Origin of the sequence: Belliella buryatensis, from assembly GCF_900188245.1 — a bacterium.
GTDB lineage: Bacteria > Bacteroidota > Bacteroidia > Cytophagales > Cyclobacteriaceae > Belliella > Belliella buryatensis.
The window spans coordinates 1-20,315 of sequence record NZ_FZOK01000005.1; the positions used below are offsets into that span (position 1 = coordinate 1).

At 36.3% G+C, this 20,315-nt stretch carries 19 protein-coding genes; 8 read left to right on the forward strand and 11 right to left on the reverse strand.

Annotated features, from left to right (window positions below; translation table 11 throughout):
- The first annotated feature begins 197 nt into the window (after window positions 1-197).
- Window positions 198-935, forward strand: coding sequence for a DUF695 domain-containing protein (locus tag CHB66_RS06020; protein ID WP_245812673.1), 738 nt, complete (start codon window positions 198-200; stop codon window positions 933-935).
- A 232-nt stretch (window positions 936-1,167) separates the two neighbouring features.
- On the opposite strand, the gene CHB66_RS06025 is transcribed toward CHB66_RS06020, so the two are convergent.
- Complete coding sequence (locus CHB66_RS06025; RefSeq protein ID WP_089239028.1) at window positions 1,168-2,301, reverse strand: carboxypeptidase-like regulatory domain-containing protein; 1,134 nt, start codon at window positions 2,299-2,301, stop codon at window positions 1,168-1,170.
- Window positions 2,298-3,314 carry a 6-bladed beta-propeller gene (locus CHB66_RS06030; RefSeq protein WP_245812685.1) on the reverse strand — a complete coding sequence of 339 codons (1,017 nt, stop codon included), beginning with the start codon at window positions 3,312-3,314 and terminating at the stop codon, window positions 2,298-2,300. The genes CHB66_RS06025 and CHB66_RS06030 overlap by 4 nt, the downstream gene beginning before the upstream one ends.
- Before the next feature lie 432 nt (window positions 3,315-3,746).
- Here CHB66_RS06030 and priA point away from each other — a divergent pair, with 432 nt between their 5' ends.
- Window positions 3,747-6,266 (forward strand): replication restart helicase PriA, encoded by a 2,520-nt coding sequence (priA, locus tag CHB66_RS06035; protein WP_089239032.1) that lies wholly within the window; start codon window positions 3,747-3,749, stop codon window positions 6,264-6,266.
- A gap of 55 nt (window positions 6,267-6,321) precedes the next feature.
- On the opposite strand, the gene CHB66_RS06040 is transcribed toward priA, so the two are convergent.
- The gene (locus CHB66_RS06040; RefSeq protein ID WP_089239034.1) at window positions 6,322-6,990 is read right to left on the reverse strand and encodes a hypothetical protein; all 669 of its coding nucleotides are present in this window, start codon (window positions 6,988-6,990) and stop codon (window positions 6,322-6,324) included.
- Between the two features lie 317 nt (window positions 6,991-7,307).
- On the opposite strand from CHB66_RS06040, the gene CHB66_RS06045 reads away from it, so the two are divergent.
- On the forward strand, window positions 7,308-7,553 hold the full coding sequence (locus CHB66_RS06045) for a hypothetical protein (RefSeq protein WP_076499101.1): 246 nt from the start codon (window positions 7,308-7,310) through the stop codon (window positions 7,551-7,553).
- A complete protein-coding gene (locus CHB66_RS06050) occupies window positions 7,553-8,332 on the forward strand; it encodes an XRE family transcriptional regulator (RefSeq protein ID WP_089239036.1) in 780 nt (259 codons plus the stop codon). Before CHB66_RS06045 ends, CHB66_RS06050 begins: the two co-directional genes overlap by 1 nt.
- A 168-nt stretch (window positions 8,333-8,500) precedes the next feature.
- On the opposite strand, the gene CHB66_RS06055 is transcribed toward CHB66_RS06050, so the two are convergent.
- The 3 genes from CHB66_RS06055 to rluF all read right to left on the reverse strand — a co-directional run bounded on the left by CHB66_RS06055 (window position 8,501) and on the right by rluF (window position 10,850).
- Window positions 8,501-9,181, reverse strand: a complete 681-nt coding sequence (locus tag CHB66_RS06055) for an OmpA family protein (RefSeq protein ID WP_089239038.1) — start codon at window positions 9,179-9,181, stop codon at window positions 8,501-8,503.
- Window positions 9,182-9,196: 15 nt separating this feature from the next.
- Window positions 9,197-9,955, reverse strand: coding sequence for a hypothetical protein (locus CHB66_RS06060; protein ID WP_089239040.1), 759 nt, complete (start codon window positions 9,953-9,955; stop codon window positions 9,197-9,199).
- Between the two features lie 160 nt (window positions 9,956-10,115).
- Window positions 10,116-10,850 (reverse strand): 23S rRNA pseudouridine(2604) synthase RluF, encoded by a 735-nt coding sequence (gene rluF / locus CHB66_RS06065; RefSeq protein ID WP_089239042.1) that lies wholly within the window; start codon window positions 10,848-10,850, stop codon window positions 10,116-10,118.
- A 109-nt stretch (window positions 10,851-10,959) separates the two neighbouring features.
- Between rluF and CHB66_RS06070 the strand changes: the two genes are divergently transcribed.
- Complete coding sequence (locus tag CHB66_RS06070) at window positions 10,960-11,391, forward strand: hypothetical protein (RefSeq protein WP_089239044.1); 432 nt, start codon at window positions 10,960-10,962, stop codon at window positions 11,389-11,391.
- A gap of 142 nt (window positions 11,392-11,533) precedes the next feature.
- Here the strand turns inward: CHB66_RS06070 and CHB66_RS06075 are convergent, their stop codons facing one another.
- From CHB66_RS06075 to CHB66_RS06085, 3 genes are read right to left on the reverse strand one after another with little or no spacing between them, the layout of a single operon-like run.
- Window positions 11,534-12,721: an ATP-grasp domain-containing protein gene (locus tag CHB66_RS06075; protein ID WP_089239046.1), complete on the reverse strand. Its 1,188-nt coding sequence runs from the start codon at window positions 12,719-12,721 to the stop codon at window positions 11,534-11,536.
- 32 nt (window positions 12,722-12,753) lie between these two features.
- Complete coding sequence (locus CHB66_RS06080) at window positions 12,754-13,119, reverse strand: DUF2141 domain-containing protein (protein WP_245812674.1); 366 nt, start codon at window positions 13,117-13,119, stop codon at window positions 12,754-12,756.
- 41 nt (window positions 13,120-13,160) lie between these two features.
- The gene (locus tag CHB66_RS06085; RefSeq protein WP_089239050.1) at window positions 13,161-14,240 is read right to left on the reverse strand and encodes an AMP-binding protein; all 1,080 of its coding nucleotides are present in this window, start codon (window positions 14,238-14,240) and stop codon (window positions 13,161-13,163) included.
- A gap of 94 nt (window positions 14,241-14,334) precedes the next feature.
- On the opposite strand from CHB66_RS06085, the gene CHB66_RS06090 reads away from it, so the two are divergent.
- Together CHB66_RS06090 and CHB66_RS06095 are read left to right on the forward strand one after the other, a co-directional pair.
- Window positions 14,335-15,174, forward strand: a complete 840-nt coding sequence (locus CHB66_RS06090; RefSeq protein ID WP_089239463.1) for a 1,4-dihydroxy-2-naphthoyl-CoA synthase — start codon at window positions 14,335-14,337, stop codon at window positions 15,172-15,174.
- A 165-nt stretch (window positions 15,175-15,339) separates the two neighbouring features.
- Complete coding sequence (locus CHB66_RS06095) at window positions 15,340-16,176, forward strand: alpha/beta hydrolase (RefSeq protein ID WP_089239052.1); 837 nt, start codon at window positions 15,340-15,342, stop codon at window positions 16,174-16,176.
- A gap of 50 nt (window positions 16,177-16,226) precedes the next feature.
- Here CHB66_RS06095 and CHB66_RS06100 read toward each other — a convergent pair whose 3' ends face one another.
- Window positions 16,227-17,633, reverse strand: a complete 1,407-nt coding sequence (locus CHB66_RS06100; RefSeq protein ID WP_089239054.1) for a PAS domain-containing protein — start codon at window positions 17,631-17,633, stop codon at window positions 16,227-16,229.
- A 179-nt stretch (window positions 17,634-17,812) separates the two neighbouring features.
- Complete coding sequence (locus tag CHB66_RS06105) at window positions 17,813-18,619, reverse strand: universal stress protein (RefSeq protein ID WP_089239056.1); 807 nt, start codon at window positions 18,617-18,619, stop codon at window positions 17,813-17,815.
- 229 nt (window positions 18,620-18,848) lie between these two features.
- Here CHB66_RS06105 and CHB66_RS06110 point away from each other — a divergent pair, with 229 nt between their 5' ends.
- Entirely contained in the window at window positions 18,849-20,288 is a 1,440-nt protein-coding gene (locus CHB66_RS06110) for an MBL fold metallo-hydrolase (protein WP_394335275.1), read from the forward strand.
- Window positions 20,289-20,315 lie beyond the last annotated feature (27 nt).

The following is a 20,315-nucleotide window of genomic DNA, read 5'->3' on the forward strand; positions in this document are numbered from 1 at the left end:
AGAGGTTATAGGAATATCTCCAACTTTATCAACATGATTTACTTCATCTCTGGAAAACTCAAATTCGACTACCCACTATATTCCACCTAGAGCCTATAATTTTTGTTGAAGAACTTGTTAGTTCAGCTCCATCAATTTCAAATTGGAAATTCACAGCATTAAAACCAGCTCTTGATATACAGGATGTTAATATAAGAATGGAAGATTACACTTTTGAAAGTGGTAATCTATCGTTTTATGCTATTGAGGACAGAAACTATCCTGATGAAGTTGATATTGTCGTGGCACATGATGATTACAAAGAAGAAGATAGAATAACTATCATAAACGGGATATACATTTTCCTTGATAATTATCTCGAAGAACTAAATTCTGTTACAACCATAGACAACTTAACAGTGATTTCAAAAGACCAAGCTGAGATAGATTTGATTCCAATTGAAAAGCTTAAAGATTATCTGATTTGGAGAGAAAAGGAGTTTTTGGAAAAATATGATGGGATAAGACACAATACTGATAACGATAATTATTCAAGCTTGGAAGCAACTCTTAAAAATGGTCTTCAATTAGTAGCAATTATAAATACCACTTTACTTGATTGGGATAGTAAAGCATCACATCCTTGGATTTTAAAGGTTGAAATAAAGTATGACGGCAGTAAGAACAATGGTATGCCTGATAATGATTCTTATGAACAACTAAATAATTTTGAAGATGAATTAATGCTTGAACTTAAAGACTTTGACGGATATTTGAATATAGGGAGGCAAACAGCAGATGGAGAAAGAATTATTTTTTTTGCATGTAAAGATTTCCGAAAGCCATCCAAACTTCTTTACAATTTAGCCACTAAACATTCAGGCAAAATAAATTTGAATTTTGATATCTATAAAGATAAATATTGGCGATCATTTGAAAGATTTAGACCTAATTGACAAAGGAAGCCAAGTTGCCAACTTCACCTGGGAAGACAGCGAGCGGTTTCAAGTAAATTGAAAGTATAGTGTCTTTAAAAAGCTAGGGTTTAACTTTAAATAACTTAATCATGAAGAAAATTTCAATATTTTTACTTATTCCTATTTTATCCTATGGTCAGTCTGATACAGATGGTAAAATGCCCCCAGAAAGTGTTTTATATGCGGAAGGGAAATAGTTTTATGTGGTAATTTAATGATCAAATGAAATTAGGTATGTATGTTCTTTCGGTTTATTTACGGGCATTTTCCAGACTTTTAAAGTAAACATATCATCTTCAGAAGTATATCCATCTTTGTTTGTTGTGATTTTTGGAGAAGAAGAAAGGTTGAGTTTTATATTCGATATTAGATATATATCATCAATATCATTCTTTTTGTAATTGGATTCCACACGACTAATGCTTGATTTTAAGATGTATCTGTTAGATATATCTTTTTCATTCCAAATTTCATATTCTTCCTTAATGAAGGCGATTTTTTTAAAATCCACAATCTTAGTCATAAGGTTTAATTTAAGGTTTTCAGCTCTTAAAGCTTTACTGTTTTTCCAATACTTCAAATATGATATACCATAATCATCTTTATTGATCCATATTTCTCCATCAAATTCAGATTTTGCAGATTTGCCTTCAAATTGGATTTTATATACCTCGGAGTTTTCATCTTCCAATTGATAATTGAAGCGCTTCATTTCATTTAAAGTAAGAAAATAAGGGATATTTGATGCTTCAAAAAAAAATGAATTAATATTCCTGAAATATTTCTTTTGGTAAAGGATACTATCCAAATAGGAAATCTCTTTGTTTCCTTCTTGAATTTTTATATTCAAGATTTCAAAATTAGGTAACCCATTATATCGATCAATTTGTCTATTGAAAAGTAGAAACCGCTCTATAAAATTGTCTTCTCTAGATTGTGCGTTTTGAAAATTTAATTTTTCACCATATTCATAAGTTGTAGTGGCTGGGTAGATTTGATAGATTTTTCCTATTTGATCTATTGCTTGTCTGATAATATCCTCTGCACTAAGGGCTGAAACGACAACTTCGTTAAGGTTGTATGTTTCTTCTTCCAAAACGACCTCAAGGTTTGAGTTAGAATCAACTTTTAAGACCTTTGATTTATAACCCATTGATCTAAAAATCAGTAATTTATTGTCTGCGTCAATTTTAATCTTGAATTCCCCTTTTTGATTAGCTACAGAGTGATATTCTCCATTAGAGACCATCACCAGAGGAATAGGATCACCATTTTTATCAACAACTTTTCCAGTTACTGTTTCATTACCAAGGATAAATGAAAATATAAAGAATAAAAATATCATGGGGTTTGAAATTTGTATTTGAAGATGGCAAAGAGCGCTTCTCCTTCAAATGCTTTTAAATGTAATGGATCAATATTTTCTCCAAAATGATCTATCAATCCTCTAAAATGGTCTAAATCTATCACTGAAATAAATTCCCCCTGTTTGAAAATGGTATGATTTAGCAGGGAAAAACTGATTAAAAAATCTGTGAAATTTTTTCCTTCTTTGATTTTTATTACTTCGGCTCCATTATTTCTAATTAATCTATATTCTGGTCTTCCAGATTTATTGTAATGAAATATTAAATTATCATCGAATGCAACCAAGCCATCAATATGTGTGGTCTTATTTTCGAAATCATTTTCAACTTGATTTAATAATTCTGGAGTTAGAAACTGATTTTCAAAATCCAAAGTATAAATTATGTCAGCATTTTCAGAAGTTAGCCTATATACATTATTATCAAAGGGGATACTGAATAGCTTATCTTTTTTTGATGGTGAAAAAATATTTGTCGCTTCTATGCTTAGTATTGGTTCTTCCTGATAGGGAAGAAGTTTGTTCTGCAACTGAAATGTATTTTTATCTAATACAGCAATATTAAATTTTTCATTTTCTGAAGTTGGTTCATATCCTAAATAGCAAAATAAATTCCCTTCTTGGATTGTCAATAACTTTTCAATCACAAAATCTAGACGAGTAGTACTAATATAATTTCCATCAATGGAGTATTTCTCTATTCTCTTTCCTTGGGTGTAGAGTAAAATTATATTATTATCTATGTCGATTAGAAAATCATAGATGTTTTGTTTTTCAAATGACTGGATCTTTTGTATAAATCCCCCCTTATTATCAAAAATTTGTAAGCTTTTGGAAAACTCATCATCAAGAATGAAAAGCTTATTGTCCAAAAATTCAATTTTTTTCACAAAACCAAATCCTTCAATATTTTCAAAGGAGATTGGTGTGATCTCTAGTTCGTGAAATATTTCATTGATCGAAATTTCTTTGGTTGGGCTTACAACATTGATGGATTCATTCTTTTCTACTTGGCAGGAGAAGGAAAAAAGCAATATGGGAAACAGGAATAAGATTGAATTTTTAATTTTGTTTTTCATATTATGAATGTTTAGTTAATCAAATCAAAAAAAAAAAATAAAAAATCTAATTAATTTATCAAAAATAATTTATTTATTATTTTATAAAATTGCTATTTTATTGAATATAAATAATAATAAACATGCTAATTTTATTAGTATCATTTCGATTTCTATATTTCATTAAGTTTTGCTCAATCTAATTTTTAATACTTTTAAAAGCTTTAAGACGATTTTTTATTGATATGTGTCGACTTCCTATTATCATATCTGTTTTGGATCAAATCAAATACAGCTTTTCCCTATATTTGCCTAAAGGTCTTTTTGGATTGACCCTAATTTGAGAACCAATCAAAATTCAGATTTTTGGAAAGTTTATTTGGCGATACTTACGAACCCCAGGATGAAAAATCTCGGCTTTTTGCTGATGTGATCCTGCCTGTGCCCATTCCCAAGATGTTTACCTATAAGATTCCTCGCAACCTCGCAGAGGAAGTGGGAATTGGCTATAGGGTGATGGTGCAGTTTGGGCAGAAAAAAGTACTCACTGGCATCATTGGTAAGGTCCATCAGAAGCCGCCAAAAGAATATGAAGCTAAGACCATCCTCGATGTGCTTGATACCTATGCCATGGTCAATCCTTTGCAGATCAAGTTTTGGGCATGGATGGCGGAGTACTATTGTTGCCATATTGGGGAAGTGATGAATGCAGCTCTTCCAGCTGGTCTCAAGCTCAGCAGTGAGAGCAAGGTTCAGCTGAACCCTACCTACGATGCGGATACTTCTCCATATCCTTTGGACGAAAGGGAAGAAGTCATCCTGCAGGCTTTGGCTACCAAGGCAGAATTGACTTATGAGGATTGTCAGGAGTTGGTGGGAGTCAAGACCATTCATGGTATATTAAAAAGCCTGGTGATCAAAGAGGCCATCATCATCTTTGAGCAAGTCAAGGATAAGTATACGCCAAAGGTTGAGAATCGTATTAGGCTTTGTCATCCTTATGCGAGTGATAAGCAAGCCCTAGAGCGCTTGTTTCAAGAGATCGCTGCTAAGCCCAAGCAAGAAGAAGTATTGCTCAAATACCTCCAAGAAATTCCCGTATACCAAAATCCAGCGTTGAACTCAAAAGGCGTCGAAAAGAAAGTCATTGCTGATGCAGGACTTTCTATGAGTTCTTTGAAAACCTTGATCAAAAATGGGGTTATGGAAGAGTATAAGCTGATCATCAGTAGATTTGAGGACAAGGAAGGAAGTGGTGAGGAGATCAAGCTCTCTGAAGAGCAGCAGCGTGCGCTAAATGAGATCAAGCAAGGGTTTCAAGATCATCAAGTCAACCTTCTCCATGGGATCACAGGAAGTGGGAAGACGGAGATTTATATCAAGCTGATAGAAGAGGCTTTGGCGAGTGGCAGTCAGGTGCTATTGCTATTGCCTGAGATTGCACTGACCACGCAGATGGTGGGAAGGCTGCAGGAGGTCTTTGGGAGTAGAATGGGTGTCTACCATTCGAAGTATTCTGACAATGAGCGCGTGGAGGTATGGAATGGTGTCATCAGTGGAAAGTTTGCTTTTGTGGTTGGTGTGAGGTCTTCTATATTTTTGCCATTCGACAGCTTGGGTTTGGTGATTGTGGATGAAGAGCACGAATCTTCTTACAAGCAGTATGATCCAGCACCACGGTTTCATGCAAGAGATGCAGCTATCATGCTGTCATGGTTGCATCAAGCGAAGACGCTACTTGGTTCTGCGACACCATCCTTTGAGAGCTTTTTCAATGCCAGAACCAAGAAGTACGGCTATATCCAACTCAATCAGCGCTATGGTGATGCGAAGTTGCCTGAGTATATTTTGTCTGACATTTTGGTGGATAAAAAGAAGAACTTGCTTAAGCTTGATTTTACTAGGGTGATGCGGGAGAAGATCCAAGAGGCACTCAACAAGCAAGAGCAAGTGCTAATTTTCCAAAATAGGAGGGGCTATGCACCCTATATTTCATGTGAAGATTGTGGCTGGATCCCAGAGTGTGAGCACTGTGATGTGAGCTTGACCTACCATCAGTTCAGTGAGGAGATGAGGTGCCATTACTGTGGATTCAAGGAGAATGTACCCAAGGTCTGTCCAGCCTGTGGTAGCGGGAAGTTGGCAGCAGTAGGGCTCGGCACAGAGCGGATAGAGGAGAGTTTGGCTTTGCTTTTTCCTGAGGCAAGAGTTGCCCGGATGGACTTGGATTCGACAAGGAGTAAGTATGGTTATCAGCGTTTATTGGAAGACTTTGGTGCTGGCAATGTAGATATATTGGTCGGTACCCAGATGATTACCAAAGGTCTAGATTTCGATAGAGTGACGGTAGTAGGTATACTTGATGCGGATCGGATCTTATATTTTCCTGACTTCAGGGCTGGTGAGCGAGCATTTCAGCAGATCACGCAGGTAGCCGGTCGGGCTGGAAGAAGGGAGAGAAAGGGGACTGTGGTCATACAGACCCGCAAGCCAGATCATTTTGTATTTGATGCTGTGATGAAGGGTGATTATAAAAACTTCTATGTAAATGACATGACTGAGCGGCAAAAGTTTTTTTACCCTCCATTTGTCAAGCTGATCAAAATATCGAGTAGGCACAAGGATTACAAAACAGCGGAGAAAGCAGCCAGGCATTTACATAACCTACTGAGCGATATACAAGTCAGAAAAATCATGCTGGGGCCTGAAAAAGGGCTGATCGGAAAAATCAAGAATCAATACATCTTCGAAACCCTCGTCAAATTAGACAAATCTGGAAATGCTCAAGCCGTATTCAAGCACGAGCTCCAGAAGATATTGGAAGAAATTTACTCCAATAAGGAATACAGAAGTGTCAGGGTGGTAGTGGATGTAGATCCTTATTAGGCTAGACCTACAATTCTAAATTTGTTTGCAGGTCTAGCTTAGATAGTTTTTTTTTCTAAAAATGATAAGAAATCCTCAGTGCTTTGAGAGGAAGTAAGTTCAACCCAAAAGTCTCTGGCCCTGATTCTCGGTCTGTGGGGGTAAATGAACTTCCATTTTTGAATACAGAATTGGCATAAAAAACTTCAAAGCCAGTTTCTGCGGAAAAGCTCAATCTTGGATTGAAGTGGTATTTGACTCCCCAAAAATTGGAAGCGCTGTACCTCATGACATCAATGTTGAAAAATTCACTCTCTCCTGCTGGTTGTCCAATTCTATCAAAAAATCTGGCATTTGCAAAACCAAAGCCAAGGTCTACACCTCCATAGGCAATGAATTTATCATTGATGAATTTTTGCCTCTCTAGCCCCATGGTGATCTCGTAGGTCAGTTCTCTATTTTTTCTAAAATTGACTGCCTCCTCGAATAGAAAATTAGAATTGAATTCATTCTGAAAAACCATGTTCGCTCTGAATCCCATATTTCTACCTTTAGGGCTCAGGTAATTTTTCCTATAAAATAGTGAGCTAGGCACCTCTCCTCTTAAGATGGGAAGTAAGCTGACAGCAAGTTCGTGTTTGGTTTCTTCATAATTGTAAACCCTCTTTTCATTTTCGTCCACTGATTGAGCCATGACTACTGAACTGGAACATAATAGGATAGCTAATAAGATTTTAATTTTCATAGAATAGGATTTAATAAATAAATAATTGTTTTCAGGTAAGCTTACGGGTTTAGTATATGAAAAGTTTATGTTTAGTTTAAAAATGATTTATTCTGCTGAATAGCAGTTACTGATTTATGATTTTATAAAGATTTTATTTTCTACTTAACTGGTAAGAAAGTGGACAATCTGGTTGTTATTGATGAAGTTTCAGAAGTCGAAATTTATGATTATTAAAAACTACGACATTTAATGTCAAAAAAGTGTTGGTTTTATAAACATGTATATGTTATTTAAAATAACTTTCTTATCTTAGCTACTGTTAAAACAAAAAAGCTATGGAAGAGATTGCAAAAATCAGTTTGACTCAAAAAACCTTGCCTTCAGGTAATTGTCAAGTGAAGTTTTTTATAGAGGATGAGCAAAAGCCACAATATGGCTATTTGCTAGTCAGTGAGCCTAAGTCGGTGGGAGAGATCATAGAGGAAATCAAGAATAGGATGGAGCAGAGAAAAATGAGTAACCCATTTTCTGTGAAGAATCCAGTGAAAGAAGATCATAACTTTTATCTCTACTCTGCTTAATGCTATTGGCTAAGAATCTTAAGTTCCTCAGAACTACCAAGGGGATCACCCAATCGGAACTTGCTGAAGATCTCGGTGTGCAGCGCACCATGATATCTGCTTATGAAGATGGAAGGTCTGAACCAAAACTTACAGCTTTGGCTAAGATTTCTGAGATTTTCATGGTATCTATAGATGAATTGCTTCATCATGATATACAAGAAAAGGGCAGGAAAGTCTTACAACAAAAACAGCTTAAAGTTTTGACCATAGCAGTGGACAAGGAAGACAATGAACATATCAGCATGGTAGGTCAAAAGGCTTCCGCCGGTTATCTCAATGGTTTTGCAGATCCTGAGTATATGGAGCAGCTACCACAATTTCGGTTACCTCATCTTGCTACCAATCAATCTTACAGAGCTTTTGAAATAGCGGGGGATAGTATGCTACCCCTAGTACCAGGGACTTTGATTATAGGCAGCTATATAGAGCAGTTGTCAGCTATCAAAAGTGGAAAGACCTACGTCTTAGTGACAAGTACCGAAGGCGTGGTGTATAAGCGGGTATTTAATTATTTGCAGGATAATGGAAAGTTGTTTTTGGTCTCTGACAATGAACACTACAAGCCTTACGAGATCAAAGGGGAGGATGTGATGGAAGTTTGGGAGGCCAAAGCTTTTATCAGTACTGATTTCCCAAATCCAAAGGATAAAAATACACCTGTTACCAACGAGGACCTATCCAAAATGATACTAGACTTGAAAGCTGAGATCGTCAAGATGAAAGGTTCTCGAAATTGAAAGTGCTTATTTACAGCATATTGATAGTTGTTTGACAAACATTTTATCTTTCATTCATTTCGATGTTTTAGAAAAATAAATGGGTGATATTATTCTGAAAGCCCAAAAGTATGAAACATAAAAAAATCGGTAGATTACCGGTTTTTTTATGTTTCAATCACTTTTTTATCAATTTTCAATTTCACCTTTTTCAGCTTTCTCGATCAAGACGTCATTGGCTGTGATTAGAATTTCAACCCTTCTATTTTTAGCACGTCCTTCGTCAGTGTCGTTGGTAGCTACAGGTTTATCAAACGAAAAACCTAATGTAGTCATTCTTTTATCATCAATACCTTGCATTTTTAGGTAGTTTTTCACCGAAGCTGCTCTTCTTTCAGATAGTCCAAGGTTGTACTGATAGGAACCTCTGTTGTCAGTATGGCCTTCGATGGATAGATCTGTGTCAGGATATTCTTTGAGGATTTCTGCAAACTTCATGATGTTTTCTTGAGATGCAGGAGTCAATGAATAAGAATCAAATCCAAAAAGGATGCCTGAATCAAAGGTTAATTTGATCGCATCACCTACTCTTTCTACCTCTGCATCTTTTACTTCTTCTTCTATCTTCTTGGCTTGCTTATCCATGTAGATACCTACTGCCGCACCAGCTGCCGCTCCGACTACTGCTCCGATAGCAGCACCTTTGCCAGCTTGGCCACTTTTATTTCCAAGAACCGCTCCTACTGCACCCCCAGTTCCACCACCGATCACGGCTCCTTTTTCTGTATTGTTCCAGCTAGCACAGCTGAATAGAAATACCACCCCTAAAATTTGGGCGAAAATACTCTTGATGAATCTTGGCTTTTTCATAGCTATTAAAGTTGGTTATAAGTTTAAAAACCCTTCTTTGATTTTAGAGACTGCATCATAAGAAGCGTCAATATTGTAAATACCTTTCCCAAATTCATGCCAAAAACCATCACCACAGTCAATATAGCTCCCCCTTTTAGTAGGTTTATTTTCTTTGGCTATATCGTAATCATAATCAGGTAGATAGATATTGGTAAGTAGATCTTTTGTCTTTTCCCAATTGAGTTCTTTTTCTGTACCATTGACTGATGCTATGGCTTTCCTTACCGAAAACTTCATCGTCAAAGCGATGTCTAAACTTGAATCTGAATTGATTTGCAGGAAGTTGACTGTCAGAGGTGCTTCTCGCTTACTAGTTTCGAAGATGGCTTGAATGATTTCTTGGGACTCGATCTTCCAATCTTCTTGGTTTAACGGAACTGTTCTGGCGATCTTGCCATGAATATCTTTGGCTAATATCCTTATACCACCATCTTCTTCATCTATTTTTTTATTGGACCATTTGGATTTGGTGTAGAGTTTTTTGATTGGTGCGACCCAAGCATTGTGAAGTTCGCCTACCCAATGATAATCATCTTCAATAGTAAATCCCTCGTTCAGAATTTCTTCTTCTGTCAATTCCTCTCTATGGGTGTACTCCATATCCACAGCCGTATTGAGGAAATTCTTTTCAAAATTGAGCTTCAGTTTGAATCTATGACTAAAGGGTGGAGGGATACTTCCTGAATCATAATCTATTTCTAACCTCAACAAATCATCTGTTTTCAAATGCATATTATTTTTGTTTTTATGAATCTCCGCTTTTTTACATATAATAAAATATTCTTGAAGCTTGATGATTTCGAATTACAGTCAACTGTGAACGATCATTCACTTCAAATCATGTGCTCTTTTTTAACACTGGTATAAATGCGGATAATTTGTTTAATAATAACTACTCCTCATATGTTTTGGAGGAATTAGCGACCATCTCGTTGATGATTTCCATTTCTTTTTTGCTAAGGTCTCTCCATTTGCCTACGGGAAGGTCAAGCTTTACATTCATGATTCTAATCCGCTTGAGCTTGGTGACTTCGTAGCCAAGGTATTCACACATCCGACGAATTTGACGATTGAGTCCTTGGGTGAGGATGATGTTAAACTTGTTTTTTCCTATCCTCCTCACTTTACACTTCTTAGTCACCGTTTCGAGAATTGGGATACCATTTTCCATGCTTTTTACGAAATCATCCCCAATGGGTCTATTCACTGTTACCACATATTCTTTTTCATGGTTATTACCAGCACGAAGGATTTTATTGACAATATCACCATCACTGGTAAGGAAAATTAATCCCTCGCTCGGTTTGTCCAATCTCCCAATAGGAAAAATTCTTTTGGGATGTCCTATGTAATCAATGATGTTGTCTTTTTCTGCTTTTACATCAGTAGTGCAAACAATGCCAACTGGTTTGTTGAAAGCGATGTAAACATGGTCTGAACTTGGTGCTGAAATTAGCTTTCCTTTTACCCTTACTTCATCTCCGGGGAATACTTTTGTACCCATTTCGGGAATTTTCCCGTTGATAGTGACAAGGCCCTCTTCAATAAGTTTGTCCGCAGCCCTTCTCGAGCAGTATCCTACTTCGCTGAGATATTTATTGACTCGGGTAGCTTCTGATTGATCCATGAACTCTGAATTTCATGCAAATTTAGGGCTTATTTCAGGAATATCTCTTTTGATCAGGACTGATAAATAGTTAATTTTAAGTGAGACACATTTTAAACCCTTAATCTATATGGAAACAAAGCAATTTAAGTCAGTAGGAATATGGTTGGATCAGTCAAAAGCACATTTTATAGGATATCATGAAGGTGAAGCTCAATTTCTAGAAACACTCATCTCTCCACATGAAAGAATCAAAAGAGAGGAAGGGGAGGTAAGTGATACAGCTCGGTTTTCTCCCAACCCCTCGGTACTTTCTAACAATGAATACAGAAAAAACAATATCGCCCAGAATGAACTCAATGAGTATTATAAAATGCTTGAAGATAAAATTGCTAAATATGATGATATCCTCCTTTTTGGTCCGGGAACAGCTAAAGATCAGTTCAAAAATCGACTAGCAGAGAATAAATCATTTAGTAAAAAATGGGTTTCTGTACAAAATTCAGATAAAATGACTGACAATCAGCTTTTAGCATTTGTTCGGGATTTTTACAAAAGTTGAAAACTGTATTAATCTGCATCTAATATAAGGGGTCGATGGTTTCATTGTAAGCCACCGACCCTTTAGTTTTATAGTTGATACTCCAAGAGAACAATAGAATTAATCTTCTGATCAATTCTCCTCAATTATCAAACCCATATGATCAATGGCTCAAGTTCTTTTCTTTTTTAAACTTAATATAATTTCCTAAATCTGAGTGAAGGATATCATGTAGTTCCTTTTCCTTACTGGTTTCAGTAAATAAAAATCCAAACACACCAAATTCATTCAATGGATATTTTCTGACATGAAGTGGATTTTCGAAATCATTTGCAATCGCTTCATAATCGAATGATGCTATTTCTTCTAGTTTGAATTTTGCTGCCTTATCTAATAGAATAAGACTGTATTTTTTATCTTTTCTATTTTGGAAAATAGCTTCCCAATCAGGCTTTTTGGATTCGAAGAAATATTGATAAGAATTCACTCCATATCCAAACCAGGTCAAATCTGCGGTAGTACACCAACCTCCAAATCGCATAGGATTAACTTCTATTGGGGTGATACGGTTATTTTGGTCTACTCTAATCTCTATATGAAGTGGAAAATTTTTGATCTCAAGTTTTTCACCTATAGCTTTTAAGAAATCCATCAAAGGATTATGAAGCCTTTTAATGATTTCCTCAGAGCTATAGTACCAGCGATCACTGACATCTTCTTCGGAGATAAATACATGATGAAGGATATTCAAAATGACAGGCTCGCCATTTTTATCAAAATAACAATCGAATGCATATTCTTCACCTTTGATGTATGCTTCAATAATGAAATCTGTATTATCAATTACTTCTTTTGGATACAAGCTTTTGGTGGATTCAATTGCCTCATAAATTTGATCTACGGTTTTCATCCAGTCTTCAGGTCTATCCACTTTATGCACGGCGATACTGAAAAAACCCACAGCGGGCTTTACAATTAATGGGTAATTCAGATCATTGGGATCGACTTCTTTTAACTCAGAAAAGGCTATTGATTGAAACTGATAATCGGGAAAGATATCGCTTACGAGTTTTCTGAATCGGAATTTGTTTTTGAAAGTATCTATCAGTTCTGGAAATCTAGTTCCAATGGCATGTTGCTGTACCCAGCTGATGGTGTTTTCAGAATTAGTGTATAAAGCAATTTCTGGATCCTGTTGAATGCTCTTTTCAGCTTCTTTTTCAGAGATGAAATTGATATTTCTGTTTTTGCACCAGTCTTTTGCTTGCTGTGTAGCAACTACCGGATATTGATAATGCTCGATTGTTTCGAGAAGGAAATCTGAAACAAATGGGTAATCTAAAAGAATCATAAGTTTGGGATGATTAGCAGGCAAAATTAAGCTTAGCGAAGACTGATTGTTTGTCTATTTACACCAGTGGTTAAGCTAAATGTAGCTTTACTGAATGAAGGAGGGCCGAAAGTTCCTGTTACGTTATTTGAAAAGCCATATCCATCTAGTGGTATGCCAAATCTATTGGTTCGTAGTTTGCCTGTTTCCTCTGTATCATGAATGACTGCAATTGCATATATTCCTGCTGGCAGATTTTTGAAAGTATAAGTTGCTTTTTGATTTACTATTTTAAGCGTAGCGCTTTTGAAAGCCTTGCTTGGATCATCTGGCCATCCTTTTTCCTGATCAAAAAGTAAAACTCTGATAACACCTTTATCACTTTTGATTTTATCTACTGTTAAGTCGAGCTGTGACATTTGAAGATCAGTTTTGCCAAAACCTAAAAACATCATTAAAATTAATTGGAACCACATAGTTTGAGAGTTTGAATTCTGTTGGTTTTTCCTGAATCCGTTCTTTGAAAAGAAGGTATGCCATAGATTCTCTTAGGGCATTCGTATTTATTCAGGTTTGATTTCAAGAGCTTGAGCAATTCCTGTTCCTTCTTTTGGTCAAGCTCAGATTCGATGATTAAAACGGCTCTTTGACCGAGGTAATCATCAGTTTCGCCAATTATAAAATAATTGACGGGACCTAGGCTAGCAGTAATTATTTTTTCTATTTGCTTTTCTATGATTTCAGGGTGAATTTTCACTCCTCCTGAATTGATGATAAAATCAGCTCTTCCTAACCACTTGAAGCTTGTAGGAGAAACCAGCTCAACGATGTCATTGGTTTGGAGCCTTTTTTCTTGTGCCATGGGAGCTTCTATCCAAAGACAGCTTTGATCATCAACTCCTATGTTTACTTCAGGAAGTACGCTATAGATCAAATCACCCGATTCTATTTTTGCTAATGCGATATGGGAGACTGTCTCGGTCATGCCATAGGTTTGAAAAGCATTGAGTCTAGCTTTTTTGATTTCTTCTACCAATTTTGGAGAAGATGTGGCTCCGCCAATAATCAGAGTCTTTATTTTTCGGAGGAATTGGGTTTGTTCCTGATTTCGAAGGCTAGACTCCACCTGCATGGGTACCATGGCTACAAAATCATAAGGCTGCTGCATCCATTCCTCCTTAAAAGGATTGCTAGAAGGTAGGCAAAGATAAATGCTGGCATCCCACTCCATGGCTCTCACAAGCATCATTTTACCACCTATCATTGCGGTATTGATGCAGCCTAATAATAGGGGCTGAGTTGGGATCTTAAAAAATTCAGCAGTAGCCTTGGCTGATTTTTCCATTTGGCTTCGTGTGACAAGAATATCTTTTGGGTTTCCTGTAGAGCCTGAGGTTTTCAAGACAAATTCTTGTTTGCCAGACAACCAATCTTGACAAAATATTAGACATTCTTTGAAATAAGGTACCTCTACTTGCCATTTTCCAGCAAGAATCTCATTGAAAGAGAAAGTCTGATGTTCTAAGATTATTTGCCCCATATTTTTAAGATCTATGCAAGGTAATGCCTTTCCTAAAATTCAACAAAATTCAGCGAAGCCTGTTATCTTGCAAAAAAATAAAAATAGATTAGACATGACAATCAACTGGACAACTGCCAAGGAATACGAAGATATTACTTATAAGAAATGTGATGGTGTAGCTAGAATTGCCTTCAATAGACCTGAGGTCAGAAATGCATTCCGTCCTAAGACTACCAGCGAACTTTATGATGCCTTTTATGATGCGATGGAAGATACCTCGATCGGGGTGGTTTTACTTTCTGCTGAGGGCCCTTCTCCTAAAGATGGAGTCTATGCATTCTGCTCTGGCGGCGATCAGCGTGCTAGAGGACATCAAGGGTATGTAGGTGAAGATGGCTATCATAGATTGAATATTTTGGAGGTGCAGCGCTTGATCAGGTTTATGCCGAAAGTAGTAATAGCTGTTGTCCCAGGTTGGGCAGTTGGAGGGGGACATTCACTGCATGTGGTATGTGATATGACTTTAGCAAGTAAAGAGCATGCGATTTTTAAACAAACTGATGCCGATGTGACCAGCTTTGATGGTGGCTATGGTTCTGCCTATTTAGCGAAAATGGTCGGTCAAAAGAGAGCAAGAGAGATTTTCTTTTTGGGAAGAAACTATTCTGCGCAAGAAGCCTATGATATGGGGATGGTGAATGCCGTAGTGCCACATGCTGAGTTGGAAGATACAGCGTATGAATGGGCTCAAGAAATATTAGCCAAATCTCCTACTTCTATCAAAATGCTCAAGTTTGCATTTAATCTTACTGATGATGGAATGGTTGGACAGCAGGTGTTTGCGGGTGAAGCGACTAGATTGGCCTATATGACGGATGAAGCCAAAGAAGGTAGAAATGCATTCTTAGAGAAAAGAAAACCTAACTTCAAGGATGTGAAGTGGATACCTTAAGGATTTAAAATTTTTGAAGGTAGATTTTAGATAAACCAAAGAAGTGCAACAAGAAGAAGAAAATGTAAAAAATGAACGACTTTTTAGATGCTGCAGCATCTTCAAAAGTCTTCAAAATAAGACTACGAGTTATTTCATAAATATAATCTTAAATCTACAATCCAAATGAACTACTTAGAGACTACTTATACAACCCATGATGGTATAAAACTCTACCTTCAAGCGTGGATGCCTGAGCAACCGAAAGCATCCTTACTTCTGGTTCATGGGCTGGGAGAACATAGCAGTAGATATGCACATTTTGCTGACAGGTTGGTCAAAGAAGGTATTGCAGTGTTTACATTTGATGGTAGGGGGCATGGTAAATCCTCTCTGCCAAAGCCGACGGCTTACTTTGCAAATCATGAAGACTATTTGAGAGATATTGATGCACTATTTAGTAAAGTGAAGTCTTATGTGAAGGACATTCCGTCATTTGTATTTGGACATAGTATGGGGGGAGGTTTGGTTGCCAAATATGTAATCAGTTACCAGCCTGATGCCAGGGGTGTCATATTGAGTGCTGCGGCACTCAAGCCTGCCGATAATGTTTCTAAATCCCTCATTGCCATCTCTTCACTTGTTAGTAAATTAGCCCCAAGGCTTAAGGTGTTAAAATTAGATAGTTCGATGATCTCTCACGATCCTATAGAGGTCAAAAAGTACAATGAAGATCCACTGGTTTATTCTCAAGCGATTCCAGCGAGAACTGGTTTTGAACTTTTGAGGATGATGAGAGAGATTGAAGATAGAGTTGATGATTTTAAGTTACCTGTTCTTATGCTTCATGGTGCAGATGATCAGCTGACTAATCCAATGGGAACTGAAATGTTATTTCGAAGAGCTAAGGTAAAAGACAAAACCTTCAATAGATATCCTGGTCTCTATCATGAGTTGCTCAATGAATATGAAAAGGAGCAAATTATAGATGATATTATTCAATGGATCAAGGAAAGGGTATGATTTTCAAAAATATTGATAGTGAATAATGTCGCAATTTAAATATTGGTATATTACCAATTGGTTAGTTTATCAGACTCTCTTTGAGAGCCTTGCCCAATATGTTCTTCGGTAGATTTGGTGATTTTTCGGATTTTAAGGTCCAGTTTTTCAGATTCGCAAAGTAAACTGTTGAAAAGTGACTCAATTTCTTCTTCTTCAAGATTCAAACGCTCATTTTTTAACATGTCAATTAGGCCCATGATGTTTGCCAATGGGCTTCTCACCTCATGTGATTGGACCCAGGCTATTTCTTTTAATTTTTCATATTGAGCTTGAATTTTGGCAAGGTAATTTTTGGATTCAGTGATGTCTTTGACCACTTTACTCACTCCGATCATCTGCTGATTAGAATCATATACTGGATAGAAGACAAATTCTAGCCATGTAGTAGTCCCATCTTCATGTGTGAGCTTTTGTTCGAATTTTGAAATAGAACCATTTATTGCAATAGTGAAGCTTTTATAAAAATCTTCTTTGATTGCTTCTGAAATGAAGTCTCTAAAGTCATTTCCAATCACGAGTTTATTTTGATGTATTCCGTGGCACAAATCAAAAGCCACCTTATTGAATGCTATAATATTGAAATCTTGATTGATCAAGATGATGCAATCAGAAGTACTATCTAGAATTGCTTTTAGCTTGTTTTCAGACTCTTGGAGCCTAATTTTAGATTTTTGTTCTCTGGTGTTATCTCTGAGAATAACACTTACTCCCTGATTATCAGGAATAGCTATTCCTGAATAATACAAGTCCAATTTTTCAATATTGTCTTGGAATAGCGTAGCATTATCAGAATTTATGCTTGAAAGTATTGCATCAATGCAAGGTGTATTTACTTTTTGCTTTATCCTTTCGTTAAATACGTTTTCAGCATTATCGCTAGGAATCCCCAAGAATTTAGAAGCAGACTTATTTATCCCTTTCAACTCTAGGTTTTTAGAGAGATGAAAACAACCATCTGAACTATTTTTTAGGATCTTAAAAATATTGATTTTTTGAAAGATTTTATAGTTAACAGTCTCTGAAATAGAACTGATTTCGTACCCAACTGAAAAAATTCCAATGGGTATATCTTGCTGATTACTCAATGATGAAAAAACCCAACGGCTGTGAAATGTCTGCTGACCAAGGCCTATAGGTTTTCTCAAATCTACTTCAAAAGATTGACTTGGGTTTTGTATACACTTTGTTGCTGCCTCTATGGCACTCTCAATATCTTCAGCAATTACCGTTTCAGTAAAGTATTTATTGGTGATATCAGTATCTACCGATTGAAATTTTTTGATAAAAAAATCATTGACATAGAGATATTTCCCTTCCATATCTGTAATGACTACGTAGAAGAGCCCTGAATTGAAGATCCAGTCTGGTAGGGGATGATTATTTTCGTCAGAAATATTTTTATCCTTAATAGACAAGGGAGTAGTTGGTTTTGTGTTAACTCTTTGATAAATATAGACTAATGTAACGCAAAATTACTGGATTAAAATCTAATTATCACCTCATATTTTTATAAAAAAACAAGATACAATTGTCTTATTTTATAATACAAAAATTTAAATATAAAATTATTAAAAGAATGAATTGATCTTCAAAATCACTTTATTATAAGTAGGGGGACAACAGTGTGATAGCACATTTGAACGGAATCACTTTCATTAAAAAGATATTCAAAGAAGGTTTTTTTCTTGTAAAACATTACCATAAAAGTATGCTTATTTTGTAAGAGATATGACTCTATTCCATGGAGTACAGAGTTAGATTCGATACTCTTTGTATTTGCTTTAATTTCCGGATAATTAGTTTTCAAATAATTAAGCAGTCCCTGAAAAGCCAATTCTTTTTCGAAATCCATCGTTCTTTTTATGTGAATAAATTCAAAAGAAAAATCAAGTCCTTGAGTTAGTTTCAGTAGCTTTTTGTAATAATTTTCCTCAGAATTATCAAGCTCAACTCCTACGCTAACTGATTTAATGTTTTCCCATCGAGCTTCTGCTGGTATGGCCAAGACTGGCACTTGTGATTCTCTAATGACATGACCAGTATTTGAGCCAAAGAGTGCTTTCTTGATGCCACTAGCACCTTGGGTTCCCATGACAATCAAATCATAATCCTCCCTGTATGCTTTAGAAGTAACAGCGGTTGCGACTGTCCCCTGTACGATCTGATAATCAATTTTCAAACCTTCAGACAATGCTAAGTCTACAGCTTTCTTCATCGCTTTTTTAGCATCTTGCTCTATGCTATCTACAATCTGTGATGCATTGGCAGCAAAGTCATAGACCGCATAAAAAGCAAATAACAAAGTGATTTGGACATTTTCCTGCGACTTAGCCATGTGCTTGGCAAAAGTTAGCGCATTGTTGGCATTATCTGAAAAATCAGTAGGTACGAGGATTTTCATGTCTGTCAGAAGTTAGACTTCTAAGATAAGAAAGTTTAAGGGCAAGAACCACGATACTGAGTATCTATTATTCTAAATTTTTTGTTCCAAAAATCTTTCATTTTTTCTTACAAATTTGCTGATGAATGACTGCTGTTAATGTAACTTAGATCACAATTTGCGCTTAATTGTTTCAGTATTTTTGAATTTCAAATTAGGAATAGTCTTGCTATTCAAATTATAACAAACCATGAACATGAAAAAATATTTGATATTACTTTGGTTGTCGATTTTTGCTGTTACTTCTCAAGCGCAGTTTAATGAGCTTGTAAAGGGCAGAGAACCTCAAAAGTCAGAAATAAAGCAATTTGAGGATGATGGTTTAGCGCATTTTAGCTATGCCATTTATACTGAAGGTAAGGTTGTTTTGATCGATCCAGGGAGAAATCCTCAGCAATATTATGATTATGCCAAGGAGAAAAAAGCAACAATCGTAGGAGTTATCGAAACCCACCCTCATGCGGATTTTGTGAGTTCCCATTTGGAAATCCAGCAAACACTTAATGTTCCTATTTATATCAGTGATTTGGTCAATGTACATTATGATTTTACGCCATTTGATGAAGGTGATGTGATAGTATTAGCCGATGGAGTGAGACTTAAAGCCATATTTACTCCAGGGCACTCTCCAGATGGTATTTCTGTGATTTTGGAAGAAGATGGGGTTGATATTGCCGTATTTACAGGAGATACAATGTTTATTGGAGATGTTGGTAGACCTGATTTGAGAGAGTCGGCAGGAAGTATCCAAGCACAGCGCACGGAGTTAGCTAAGATGATGTATCATAGTACCAGAGAGAAATTGATGAAGTTGGATGATGAAGTTTTGGTATATCCTGCACATGGTGCTGGTTCGCTTTGTGGAAAATCATTGAGCAAAGAAAAAGTCAGTACCATTGGTCAAGAAAAGCTCACTAATTATGCTTTGCAGCCTATGACTGAAGAAGAATTTGTTGCTGTATTGCTAGAAGATCAACCTTTCATTCCCAAGTATTTTCCTTTCAGTGTAGAGGTAAATAGGAAAGGTGCCAAAGCATATCAATTAGCAAAGTCGGAAGTGACTTTACTGAGGGAAAATACAGTTTCTTTAGAGGAAGCTTATATCATCGATGGTAGAAACCAAGCTACTTTCAAATCAAGTCATCTTCCAGATGCTATCAATATCATGAATGGAGCCAAATTTGAGACTTGGTTGGGAAGTATTGTCCCTCCCACTGCTGAGTATTACCTAGTAGCAGATTCGCAAGAAGAACTTAAAGAGATGATTTCCAAAACTACCAAGATTGGTTACGAACCATTTATCAAAGGTGCATTCGTCTATTCAAAAACTGATGGAGAATCTATGCCAATATTTGATAGAAGTGCTTTTGATGCGAATCCTGAGCAGTATACCATTTTGGATATAAGAAATTCAGGAGAAGTAGCTCAAAAGCAAGTCTTTGATGGAGCGATCAATATTCCACTTCCAGAATTAATGGAGCGGGCTAAAGAATTGCCAACGGATAAGCCCATCATAGTACATTGTGGTACTGGATATCGGTCTGCGGCTGGATCAAGTATCGTACATCAAATATTAAAAGGCGCTAAAGTGATAGATATGGGTTCGGCAATTTTAGATTATAACAAATAGTTATTAGTTTGTGGTTTATGGATTGTG